The organism is Desulfofarcimen acetoxidans DSM 771, from assembly GCF_000024205.1.
Taxonomy (GTDB): Bacteria; Bacillota; Desulfotomaculia; order Desulfotomaculales; family Desulfofarciminaceae; genus Desulfofarcimen; species Desulfofarcimen acetoxidans.
The window spans coordinates 3182001-3194506 of record NC_013216.1 but is presented as its reverse complement, the minus strand read 5'-3'; the positions used below and the strand labels follow the sequence as shown (position 1 = coordinate 3194506).

General features: G+C 38.9%; 8 protein-coding genes, 1 pseudogene and 1 CRISPR repeat array (1 of these 10 only partly in view). All 9 genes and pseudogenes read left to right on the top strand.

What is annotated here, in order from left to right:
• Window positions 1-4575: a CRISPR direct-repeat array (repeat unit 30 nt; unit sequence GGGAAACCGTCACATTTGATGTATTGAAAT); it reaches 5152 nt to the left of the window's first position.
• Between the two features lie 402 nt (window positions 4576-4977).
• Window positions 4978-5069, top strand: a pseudogene (locus DTOX_RS25400) (IS200/IS605 family transposase); the annotation flags it as partial.
• Window positions 5070-5208: 139 nt separating this feature from the next.
• Entirely contained in the window at window positions 5209-5763 is a 555-nt protein-coding gene (locus DTOX_RS14520; RefSeq protein ID WP_015758443.1) for a flavodoxin family protein, read from the top strand.
• A gap of 459 nt (window positions 5764-6222) precedes the next feature.
• A complete protein-coding gene (locus DTOX_RS14515; protein WP_015758442.1) occupies window positions 6223-6888 on the top strand; it encodes a TerD family protein in 666 nt (221 codons plus the stop codon).
• A 9-nt stretch (window positions 6889-6897) separates the two neighbouring features.
• Entirely contained in the window at window positions 6898-8196 is a 1299-nt protein-coding gene (locus tag DTOX_RS14510; RefSeq protein ID WP_015758441.1) for a M48 family metallopeptidase, read from the top strand.
• Window positions 8189-9289, top strand: a complete 1101-nt coding sequence (locus DTOX_RS14505) for a radical SAM/SPASM domain-containing protein (RefSeq protein WP_015758440.1) — start codon at window positions 8189-8191, stop codon at window positions 9287-9289. The genes DTOX_RS14510 and DTOX_RS14505 overlap by 8 nt, the downstream gene beginning before the upstream one ends.
• On the top strand, window positions 9247-9381 hold the full coding sequence (locus tag DTOX_RS24895) for a hypothetical protein (RefSeq protein WP_278184557.1): 135 nt from the start codon (window positions 9247-9249) through the stop codon (window positions 9379-9381). Before DTOX_RS14505 ends, DTOX_RS24895 begins: the two co-directional genes overlap by 43 nt.
• 135 nt (window positions 9382-9516) lie before the next feature.
• Complete coding sequence (locus DTOX_RS14500) at window positions 9517-10092, top strand: TerD family protein (protein WP_015758439.1); 576 nt, start codon at window positions 9517-9519, stop codon at window positions 10090-10092.
• Between the two features lie 268 nt (window positions 10093-10360).
• Entirely contained in the window at window positions 10361-11659 is a 1299-nt protein-coding gene (locus DTOX_RS14495; RefSeq protein WP_015758438.1) for a TerD family protein, read from the top strand.
• A gap of 146 nt (window positions 11660-11805) precedes the next feature.
• The gene (locus DTOX_RS14490; RefSeq protein WP_015758437.1) at window positions 11806-12465 is read left to right on the top strand and encodes a vWA domain-containing protein; all 660 of its coding nucleotides are present in this window, start codon (window positions 11806-11808) and stop codon (window positions 12463-12465) included.
• Window positions 12466-12506 lie beyond the last annotated feature (41 nt).

Sequence of the window (12506 nt, the reverse complement as noted above, 5' to 3'; positions counted from 1 at the left end):
GGGAAACCGTCACATTTGATGTATTGAAATTTGCATAATGTCTTTTTAAGCATTGTTTCAATATCAGGGGAAACCGTCACATTTGATGTATTGAAATCTTTTATGGGTACGGTTATTAAGCATAAATACAATAAGGGAAACCGTCACATTTGATGTATTGAAATGTAGCACCTTCCGGTAATCTTGACCCGCGATACTGGGGAAACCGTCACATTTGATGTATTGAAATTTATTAATGTTACTCATGTTACCAATTTCAACTTCGGGAAACCGTCACATTTGATGTATTGAAATTTAGGTATAATTCCATAACCGGGAGCTTTCTTTTTTGGGAAACCGTCACATTTGATGTATTGAAATTTGTATGACCTCCTTATATTTGGGTATTAATTAAAGGGAAACCGTCACATTTGATGTATTGAAATATTTACCCATATTTAGTCTAAAATCTTTCATTCTGTGGGAAACCGTCACATTTGATGTATTGAAATATTGGAGGCTGCAAAGTTTTTGCTTGAAAAGAAAAAGGGAAACCGTCACATTTGATGTATTGAAATTCAGTTGAATACGATCAAGATGAAGAATGCTGGATAAGGGAAACCGTCACATTTGATGTATTGAAATTCAGTTGAATACGATCAAGATGAAGAATGCTGGATAGGGAAACCGTCACATTTGATGTATTGAAATGTTGGTTAGAGATTGTAAAAAAGGTAAAAGTTAAAAGGGGAAACCGTCACATTTGATGTATTGAAATGGTATAATGATACCTGTATTTGCTTGCTAACCCTCTGGGAAACCGTCACATTTGATGTATTGAAATCACTTTGTGTGTAGTAATATGGTGTTTAAGAAGTACGGGAAACCGTCACATTTGATGTATTGAAATTTTACAGATATTATCCAGTTGGTTAATAGGTTATCAAGGGAAACCGTCACATTTGATGTATTGAAATAAATCATTAAATATTACAGTGTCTGAGGCTGTTAAGGGAAACCGTCACATTTGATGTATTGAAATATGCTCTGCCGACAGATGAACAGGAGAAAATTCTTATGGGAAACCGTCACATTTGATGTATTGAAATTACACAATAGCACTCATATTTATTTATATTACGAATGGGAAACCGTCACATTTGATGTATTGAAATGAATGAAAAGTTTACATAGTTAATTTTAAAATGGTAGGGAAACCGTCACATTTGATGTATTGAAATTTTAATGATTGTCCAATATATGATAATTTTGGCGTTGGGAAACCGTCACATTTGATGTATTGAAATCCTCTTAAGGATGGTACTTACCATCCTTTGTTTTTTGGGAAACCGTCACATTTGATGTATTGAAATCACGGTTCCAGTCGGTTAGTAACATGAAGTCCCTGAGGGAAACCGTCACATTTGATGTATTGAAATTTTTCATTAGCATCTGTAGTTATATTTAAAGATCCACGGGAAACCGTCACATTTGATGTATTGAAATAGCAGTTCTGATTTTTTTGCGTTGGTCAATTGGTTGGGAAACCGTCACATTTGATGTATTGAAATCCCTAAGCTCTGCCTCCACATATGCTTTAATTTCGGGAAACCGTCACATTTGATGTATTGAAATTGAAATCACCTTCCCGGGTATTATTTTGCGCCAGCAGGGAAACCGTCACATTTGATGTATTGAAATTTGTTTGGTGGGTTACAGAAGGTTGTAGGTCAGTGAGGGAAACCGTCACATTTGATGTATTGAAATAAGAAATACTGACCATCATAACAGTTGGATGAAAAACGGGAAACCGTCACATTTGATGTATTGAAATAGTTTCACGTTATGAACGCTGGCATGAGGAAGGGTAGGGAAACCGTCACATTTGATGTATTGAAATAAGGAACAATCGCCTGAGCTTCATTAACAGGCGCAAGGGAAACCGTCACATTTGATGTATTGAAATATATCAGCATGATGCCAAGGCTGCTGCCCAGGTTGGGGAAACCGTCACATTTGATGTATTGAAATGAATACCAATCTAAAGGTATTTGTTCACCTTCTATGGGAAACCGTCACATTTGATGTATTGAAATTTTGTATTATATTGCCTGTAATCCGAATTTGAAGGGGGGAAACCGTCACATTTGATGTATTGAAATACAATAACATCCTGTGCAGTTTGGCCAACAAGCTGGGGAAACCGTCACATTTGATGTATTGAAATTTTGACTTGAAAATCCTTTAAATATAAGGCTTAGGAGGGAAACCGTCACATTTGATGTATTGAAATTTGCTGATAAGACACCTAATAAACGAACTCCGGAAAGGGAAACCGTCACATTTGATGTATTGAAATGTAATTAAAGCTAACACTTATAACCCCCCCTATCAAGGGAAACCGTCACATTTGATGTATTGAAATACTTACCTCCCAAACAGTAACCTCTGCCCTCTGTTGGGAAACCGTCACATTTGATGTATTGAAATCTTTTTTTTCCGCTTTTGCCACCATCCATATACGTGGGAAACCGTCAAATTTGATGTATTGAAATCAGGTTTTATAATTTAGGTTTAGTTGTTCCTAAATTGGGAAACCGTCACATTTGATGTATTGAAATAGCCAACAGGAATTAAAATAGCTATGAGTGCTAAAAGGGAAACCGTCACATTTGATGTATTGAAATTGGTATACTTTTAGTATGCCAGTATACCGAAGTAAAGGGAAACCGTCACATTTGATGTATTGAAATAACTAGCTACCTTCGAAGCTACGCCTTTCTTTATTGGGAAACCGTCACATTTGATGTATTGAAATTAAAGGAACCGGTTAGGACAATACCCAGGGACTGACGGGAAACCGTCACATTTGATGTATTGAAATTTCTTTGGTTTTGATTATCCTAGTGCCAGGTTTATAGGGGAAACCGTCACATTTGATGTATTGAAATAGAGAATTTGTCTGATATGTTGCGAAAACAGGAACGGGGAAACCGTCACATTTGATGTATTGAAATTATGCCATGGCTATTCAGCGAAAAAACCCACAAAAGGGAAACCGTCACATTTGATGTATTGAAATTGATATAATTTTCTAGAAATCTATTGCACATGAGGGGGGAAACCGTCACATTTGATGTATTGAAATACGTCCTGAGGATATTTTGATGTGTGGGAAATGCGAGGGAAACCGTCACATTTGATGTATTGAAATCCGATATTAAGCGTGAGCAAGACAAGCTTAATAAAAGGGAAACCGTCACATTTGATGTATTGAAATTACGAACATAATACAATCACCAACGAAATATTTTTCGGGAAACCGTCACATTTGATGTATTGAAATCTTGTTGGTGGGTTACAGAAGGTTGTAGGTCAGTGAGGGAAACCGTCACATTTGATGTATTGAAATATGGCACTTATTGTGTTTGTTACAATGGTGCTTGGTGGGAAACCGTCACATTTGATGTATTGAAATGTTTCTTTCCGGTTCGGCTCCGGAGGTCCTGGCCATGGGAAACCGTCACATTTGATGTATTGAAATAAGATAGAAAGCATATTATCACCTCATAATCAAAAGGGAAACCGTCACATTTGATGTATTGAAATACAACAAAATAAATTTGTTCCTTAACACCGGACTGGGGAAACCGTCACATTTGATGTATTGAAATAATTAACTTCATTAATGTTATAATTGATGTAAAAAAAGGGAAACCGTCACATTTGATGTATTGAAATTTGGTTGGTGGGTTACAGAAGGTTGTAGGTCAGTGAGGGAAACCGTCACATTTGATGTATTGAAATAGTTAACTGGCATCACCGCATACTTTGCGATTATCTGGGAAACCGTCACATTTGATGTATTGAAATACCTTTTTTCACCTCCCTTCGCACATTCTGTCCGTGGGAAACCGTCACATTTGATGTATTGAAATTCGAAAAACTACACAGGCACCACAAGGCTTTAAAGGGGGAAACCGTCACATTTGATGTATTGAAATGATTTACGCCGTAATTTTGCCGACAAGTTTCCGGCGGGAAACCGTCACATTTGATGTATTGAAATATTGATAGTTTAGACTACCAGCGCTGGCTTGTAAGGGAAACCGTCACATTTGATGTATTGAAATGAAGAAAACTAAATCGCCTTCAAAATTAACAGTAATGGGAAACCGTCACATTTGATGTATTGAAATACCATTGTAATTATGGAACTCCTAGCAGCACCAAAAGGGAAACCGTCACATTTGATGTATTGAAATAGCTGTTTATATCTCCGGCATGGCCGGTTGTCCAAGGGAAACCGTCACATTTGATGTATTGAAATATCTCAAACTTTGGTGCAGGCCATTCAAGTACACTGGGGAAACCATCACATTTGATGTATTGAAATTTTTTTCGAGAACTTTTTCATTTCCGCTTTTCGTTTCGGGAAACCATCACATTTGATGTATTGAAATTTTTTTCGAGAACTTTTTCATTTCCGCTTTTCGTTTCGGGAAACCGTCACATTTGATGTATTGAAATATAACTATCGTAGTCACAACCCACCGCCCAAGGACAGGGAAACCGTCACATTTGATGTATTGAAATATATAAAAACTAGGGTAGGGTATATATTATCGGAATCGGGTGAAGAATATATTGTTCCTATGACACACCGCCTAGATTTGGTTGGACTAGAAAACCTTAAAATTTATAATGCAAAAGAACTTATGCAGGTTTTAGAAGATAGGTTTTTGCCTATAACCATTGATGCATCAGGACTGATAAATTAGTGGTATGGAAGACGGTGCAGAAGGAGAATGACCGGTACACCAACCGGTTATTTTTTTACCTTTTTCCTCACAAAGGGATCCCTACTTAGCGACATTAATAAGTAAGGTGGCGGGATAAATGCTGGCCTTGTTTTGTATGCTAATAAAATAATGGTTGCCAAAGCTTCTATGATATGGCAAAATATAATCAGTAGCAATAAGGAAGGTTTGATTATTATTGAGCGAACTTGATACAAATAGTCACTCAGTCTCCTTACTTACATATCATCTGGTTTGGTAGTAAAATACCGTAGAAAAGTTGTAAACGATCCAATGGAAGATGATTTTGTATATCTCTGCTCAAATAATAGGGGACATCCGTCAGTACCTCCAAATTTCATGGAGAAAGCTATGCTAATTTAACTTGATAAAGGCAAGAATCAACTTTGAATGAGAGGGGATATATCAAATGAAGAAAATGGTAGCTTTTGTAGGGAGTCCAAGAAAGAATGCCAATATATCAACTATTGTAGGAGAAATAGTCAGAGGGGCAAAAGAAGCGGGAGCGGAGACAAAGGTTTACACTTTGAGTGATATGAATATAAAGCAATGTCAAGGCTGTTTCCACTGCAGAGAAGTGGAAATGTGCGCGATCAAGGATGATATGCAGTTGGTATATGAGGATATAAAGGAAGCTGATGCAATAGTTATTGGTTCGCCTGTTTACATGCACCAGGTTACAGCCCTGACTAAGCTTTTAATTGAAAGGCTGTTTCCACTAACTGATTCCAATTTTAAACCTAGATTTGGTATTAAGAAAACCATTATGGTATATTCTCAAGGTAACCCTGATGCTAATTCTTTTAAGACATCTTTTGATATTAACGCTAATGTTCTTAAAGTTATGGGTTTAGATGTTATGGATACAATCATATCTGCCGGTGCGAATGTTCCTACAACATCCGGTAATAATGCAACTCTTATGGAAACAGCATTTCAAGCTGGGAAAAGATTAGTGGAATAATTGTTTTGCATTGGTTATCGTGTGGATTTATCCTATGCCGGTGCTACTCCATGAAGTTTATGTTTCATAGCTTTATCACACTCACAATAAACATACCGTTTACAAGCGCTGGTTTTATGGATATTTCCGTAAACCAGCGCTTGTGAGCATTTTTCGATACTCTTTTTCTGTATAAATACTGGCAATACTAAAAAAATTAATGAATACAACTATAGTTGGGCTGTTGACATTATAAATCGAAATTCGGGTTATGTTTTTTCTTGAAAATATATTGGTTTGTTAAAAGGAAAATAATTAAAAAATGTCGAAGAATTCGAGTATAATCTGGAAAAATGAAATAAGGTTTTTATAATATAAACAACTTATTAATTTTAAAAAGTACCACAAAATTGAAGTATGTATTTTCACCCCATTACAGTTCTACTTAACTGCATAGTTTTTTATAAAGGTGAGGGATAAATGGCTATAAGTTTAATCAAAGGACAAAAAATTGATCTTTATAAGCTTGATCAAGGATTAAAAAGCATCGCAATGTGCTTATCCTTAAATACTCCCGCAAATGATTTTTTGGGGGCAGTCTTACTTACAGACATCTCCGGGAGAGTCAGAAATACCAGGGACTTTTTATATTATGACAATTTGAGTAATAGCGATCAATCAGTTTTTTTTACATCGGAGAACAACCGGCGAGTTAATGTACATCTCGATAAGGTATCGCCTTTGGTTCAAAAAATCATTTTGGGCTTGGCTGCAAAAAAAACCTCAAATAAAATCCCCTCCTTGACCTTTAAGCTGTGCAATCTGGAAAACGGAAAAGATATCGCATATTTCAGTATAAGTGAAGAAAGTGGAGATACGGCTCTTGTAATTGCCGAATTGTACCGGCACAATGAAAGTTGGAAGCTATCTGCAATAGGGAGTGGGTTTGCCGGTGGTTTTGAGGCTTTATGCGCTAGCTATGGAGTAGAAATAAAGAATAGTATTTTTTCATCTAAAAAAGAAGAGTTGGCTATATTAAAACACTTGGCTCGAATTGATACTTTCATTAACAACCGGCAAAAAAATGAATATGAAAAAAGCCAGATGTCCATGGGCATCGTGGATACTTCCATTTTTGGGCGTTGAGGTGGAACAATGGATGAACTGTCATTTGCTCGAATTGTAACCATGTCTTTCTACTACGCAGCTTCTTCTGAGGATAGGACCTACTTAATTAACAGGTTAAAACCTGTTCTTACCCAAAAAGGAACCAGCGTGGATTTAAGCTTTAACACATTAAAGCATGAGGCTCAGCTGTTAACTTCCAACCAGAAGCTTTTATTAATGACATATTTTCATATGTATGTTCTCTTGCGGGATCGCAACCTTTTGGAGGATGCCGATATAAAAAGCATCCGGGATGTTTTTTTAGTATCGGATGATTTTGTTGCCTATTATATGCGTTCAATGCGGAGGGCTCATTATAAAAAATGGATTGACGAGTCATCGCTTTTAGAGTGCATATTAAACCCCTGCGAAGAATTTCAGAAATGGGCGGAAGATACGACTTATGGAGCAGTACAGGAAGGGTGCTATATAAAAAAACGAATTCTTCACGGCTTATCAAAGACCGAGTATGAACACCCCCAGGATACAGCGGCCATGGAAGCTCTCTCAAAGATCCCGGGTATTGATAAATTGGTTCGAAAAGTAAATGAGCATGGTCTTGATAAACTATACCGGGTAGTTTATTCCGGCAGTAACATCAAGGTAACAACCAGGAACTTTCCTCAATTATACAGGGCGCTGTTGACTGTCTGTGAAGTCTTGAATGTAGGGAAAATACCGGAATTTTATGTGGAGCAGGGTTTTATTAATGCCCTTACAGTGGGAGTTGAAAATCCTATTGTAGTGATTAAGTCGGCGGCTATTAGCTTGTTGTCTTATGATGAGCTGCTGTTTTTGTTAGGACATGAAGTTGCTCATATCAAGAGCGAGCATATGCTCTATCATCAAATAGCCCAGATATTCCCATTTATTAGCGGCCTAATGGGCGCTATAGGTTCTCTGGTTGGTTCCGGACTCCAGGTGGCTCTTCTTAACTGGTACCGCAAGTCTGAGTATACGGCAGACAGGGGTGGTCTTTTGGCATGTCAGAACATTAATGCTGCTGTATCCGCGATGATGAAGATAGCAGGTGCCCCTATGAGGTATTACAAGGCTTTAAATCCTGCCGATTTTCTGGAACAGGCCAGGGAGTTCGAAGGAATGGATGATGATAAGATGAACACCATGGCTAAATATCTAAGCATTATGTTTGCCGATCACCCCTGGACGGTTATGAGAGCAAGCGAAATGGATAAATGGGTTAATAACGGTATATACCGGAAGGTTGTTGAGAAATGTTCAGGCTGCTCTTCTTTGCCGGAAAGTATGAGGGTATATGATGGATGATAAGCAAATTTGTTTCATTGTAAAAGTTACGACACGCTGCAATCTTGCTTGCAGTTACTGTTATGAAGAAAAGACCGATGAGGACATGGACCTTTCAGTAGTAGAATCTTTGACACAAAAGGCTTTAGCCGCTACTTCCCGTGTGCAGTTTTGCTGGCATGGCGGGGAAACTTTGCTAAGGGGAATCAGTTTTTATGAAGAGGTGGTTTCCTGCCAGAAGAGATTCAGGGGTGAGCACAATAAAATCTTAAATACTCTGCAGACTAATGGCTTATTGTTGGACGAGGACTGGTATGCCTGGTTTTCCGGGAGCGGGTTCAGAGTGGGGATTTCCTGTGACGGTCCTACCTGCCATGATATAAATCGCAAAACCATTGCCGGTAACGGGTCCTTCAAAAATATATTGACTACCTTATCAAAGATGCGAGAGACTAAAAATGACCGGCTTTGTGGGGGATTACTGGCAGTTGTAACTCCTGAAATGCTGGAACACAGTGAAAATTTGTTGGAAGAATTTATTTTGCTTGGGGTTAAAAAGCTTGACTTTTTAAGGTACAAAGCACCGGACGGTGGGCTTTCAACTGAAGAATATTACGGTTTTATAAGAAGCATTTTTAACCAGTGGCTTAAACTGGATGATGCTTCACTCAAAATTCGCACCATCGACAGTACCTTGAATTATTTTATCCGTGGCAAATCACGTCTTTGTCGTTACCTTGGTGACTGTAAGAGATTTTTGACCGTAAGGCCAAATGGCGATGTATACCCTTGCGAGTGCCTGCATGGTAGTTCTATGTATCTTAAGTTAGGAAATATCCTGCTGGACGATTTAAATGATATCTACAGAAAGGCTGGGCAGGTAATCAAGCAGCATAAATTACCGCCTTCCTGCAGCGACTGCTTCTTTACCGCCCTCTGTCGTAATGCATGTGCCGGGGCGGAAAGGCTGGAAGGAGTGTGTTTAGAGAAAAAAATGTTCTTCCGGGATATCTCTAATTTGGTTCAAACAGTACGAGAAAAAAATGTAAATGCAGAAAGGAGGTCGTGGTTGTGGGTAGCAGCAACATTGAGAATGATATTGCAAGGAGATTAGTTGCTTCTGAATTATCTGCATCTGATGGTTGGAATAACTATACTGACGTAGATGGTTGGGAGGAGTGGGATCACTATGAAGAGGATTTATAAATACGAAGATGATTAAGCCGGATGATAATAAGCAATATGAGCTCGTAAGTCGTTTTAAACGACTTTTGAGCAGCTACAGGCACTCGTATTCAACGGAAATTACTGTTATAACTTTGTTTATAAGGGGGTAAAAAAATGGCTGTTAATTTACAAAAAGGGCAAAAGGTTGATTTAACAAAGGGTAGAGAAGGTCTTTCCAAGGTAGTTGTAGGGCTTGGTTGGGATACTAACAAATTTGACGGTCCTGATTTTGACCTGGATGCTTCCGCTTTTCTGTTAGGTGATAACGGTAAGTGCGCAAGCCCTGATGATTTTGTGTTTTATAATAACCTTACCCACAAGAGCGGTTCAGTTCAACACATGGGGGACAACCTTACCGGTGACGGAGAAGGTGACGATGAGCAAATTACCATTGATCTTTCTAAAATTCCCGCCAATATACAAAAAATAGCCATTACTGTTACTATTCATATGGCTCAAGAACGTGGTCAAAACTTCGGTCTTGTATCCAACGCATTTGTTCGAGTAGTTGATGATGCCTACAATCAAGAATTACTCCGTTATGACTTATCGGAAGATTACAGTATTGAAACTGCATTGGTTTTCTGTGAGCTATATCGTAAGGGAACAGAGTGGAAGTTTGCAGCTGTAGGTCAAGGTTTTAATGATGGCTTGCAGGGATTGGTTAGACTCTATGGCTTGGACGCTTAAAGGGAAATTAGTTGATTTTTTATACTCTATAAAATTATGCTTTTGATGGATCTGTGGATAAACCATTGCTTAATGTGCGTGCAAATTTATGTTGCATAAGCAAGGCTGTTGCTGCATAATTTCCGTCGAACGCGAGTGCCTGTGGCTGCTCTAGAGTCGCATAAAGCAATTTTCTTGAATAATCTTCGACATGATTATAGTGGGACGGCAGAATTTGCTGATTATCAAAAGAAGCTGATTTAGGGGGATGTTTTAATACGGGAGTTAAATGTCATGGTCTTTACCGGTACTTTACATTGAGGTGATAAACTTGAGTCAATTGATTATGAGGGGACAGAAAACGGATTTAACCAAAAATCACCCTGGAGTCAGGAGTTTTTTAGTTGGCCTTGGTTGGGACATGGGTAACACCAACATTGAAGTTGATGCAGCCGCTTTCTTACTCCAGTCAAACGGTAAATGCCGGGGTGATGAAGATTTCGTATTTTATGGAAATCCTAGCGGAAGAGGTCGTGCTATTACCGTCAATACAGATATTGTAAGATCAAGCGACAAGGCTCAGTTTTTAATAGATATTAATTTAATACCGGAAGATGTTGAAAAAATAGCCTTTACTTTAACGATTTATGAGGGGCCGGCAAGAGGCCATAAATTTAATCAAGTGTCAAGTTCCTATCTGCGGGTGGCAACCCAAAGCAACGAGGAAATGGTAAGGTTTGAGATGGGAAGGGATTTTAATGAAGAAGTTGCTATAGTGGTAGCGGAACTTTACCGGCATAAAGGGGAGTGGAAGTTTAATCCTATCGCCATGGGCTACCAGGGTGGACTTGCTGCCCTGTGCGGTGGTTTTGGCATCCAGGTCAATGACCGACCATCTAATCAATCTCAGAAGGAAACTGCAGCGACACAAGAAAAACCGGTGCAAAAATCTGCAAGAATCAATCTGCAAAAAATAGAACTGACTAAAGTCGGACAGAAAATCAATCTTGAAAAGAAGGCGGAAGGTAAATTAGGGGAAATTCTGATTAACCTTAACTGGAACCAGGGAAAAAAATCTCAGCCCAAAGGATTTTTAGGTTCTTTATTTGGCAGCGGTAAAAATGGTGGTATTGATCTTGACCTTGGTTGCCTGATTGAAATGAAAAATGGAAATAAGGGGGCTATTCAGGCTCTTGGCAAATCTTTTGGCAGTTATCAAAACTATCCCTATATCGCTCTTGACGGTGATGATCGGACGGGTGCTGTAAGTACGGGGGAAAACATCAGGATTAACGGAAACTTTATTCATGAGTTTAAAAGAATACTGGTATATAGCTTTATTTATCAAGGCGTTGCCTGCTGGGCTGAAGCTGACGGAGTTGTTACTGTTAAACAGCCCGGAGGGCCGGATATTATAGTAAAGCTGGATGAGCACGATAACAGAAAGATCATGTGCGCAATAGCTATGATTGAAAATGTTAACAATGAAACCTTCAGTGTAGAGCGATTGGTCAGCTATTTTGCCGGTCATAAAGAAATGGACAGAGCCTTTAATTGGAATATGAGCTGGACATCCGGCCGCAAGTAAATCTGCGGCGGGTTTAAGGGACGCATCTATTAAGAATCAGGAGAAGCCGGGGACAGGAAGATTAGCAGATCGCTATGTAAAGAACCTTATTGCATGTTGCCCAAAGACCGTGTTTATAAAACAAAAAACAACAGGGGGAATATTTGATGTTTAATGAAGTTGAAGGTCTCAGCAGAAGGCTGCCGGTTTACTTATTACTTGACAGGTCAGGTTCAATGTTTGGGGAACCGATAGAGGCAGTGAAGCAGGGTGTAAAATATATGATTTCGGAACTCAAAAAGGAGCCCCAGGCTATTGAAACCGCTTATATTTCTGTAATTACCTTTGGCAGCGATGCAAGGCAGGATGTTCAGTTAACGGAATTGGCCGCTTTTAAAGAACCACAAATTGAAGCTAACGGCACTACATCTCTGGGTGCCGCGCTCCATATCTTAAATAACTGCTTTGACAATGAAGTTCGCAAATCCACACCAACACAAAAAGGTGACTATAAGCCGCTTGTATTTATAATGACAGATGGTGAGCCAACAGATGATTGGGAAAATGCCGCCCGGGAAATTAAACAGAAGTCCGGTAAGGTGGCTAACATTGTGGCAGTTGGCTGTGGACCGGATGTTAATACAGATACCCTGAAAAAAATAACCGATATTGTTTTGCTGATGTCTTCCTATCAACCTGAAGATTTTAAACAGTTTTTCCGGTGGGTTTCACAATCAGTAAAGCAGGCGAGTATTAAATTTACCAAAGACAGTGACCAGCCGACTAACCTGCCCGCACCTCCGCCAACAATTCAAATTATTCCCTAGTCTGTCAGCTTCTTATCCAGGCCTTTTGCATAGCAGGAGGT

What these genes read in the sequence shown, in the direction of transcription:
- DTOX_RS14520 (WP_015758443.1), top strand. Translation starts at nt 5,209, where the DNA reads ATGAAGAAAATGGTAGCTTTTGTAGGGAGTCCAAGAAAGAATGCCAAT.
- DTOX_RS14515 (WP_015758442.1), top strand. Translation starts at nt 6,223, where the DNA reads ATGGCTATAAGTTTAATCAAAGGACAAAAAATTGATCTTTATAAGCTT.
- DTOX_RS14510 (WP_015758441.1), top strand. Translation starts at nt 6,898, where the DNA reads ATGGATGAACTGTCATTTGCTCGAATTGTAACCATGTCTTTCTACTAC.
- DTOX_RS14505 (WP_015758440.1), top strand. Translation starts at nt 8,189, where the DNA reads ATGGATGATAAGCAAATTTGTTTCATTGTAAAAGTTACGACACGCTGC.
- DTOX_RS14500 (WP_015758439.1), top strand. Translation starts at nt 9,517, where the DNA reads ATGGCTGTTAATTTACAAAAAGGGCAAAAGGTTGATTTAACAAAGGGT.
- DTOX_RS14495 (WP_015758438.1), top strand. Translation starts at nt 10,361, where the DNA reads ATGTCATGGTCTTTACCGGTACTTTACATTGAGGTGATAAACTTGAGT.
- DTOX_RS14490 (WP_015758437.1), top strand. Translation starts at nt 11,806, where the DNA reads ATGTTTAATGAAGTTGAAGGTCTCAGCAGAAGGCTGCCGGTTTACTTA.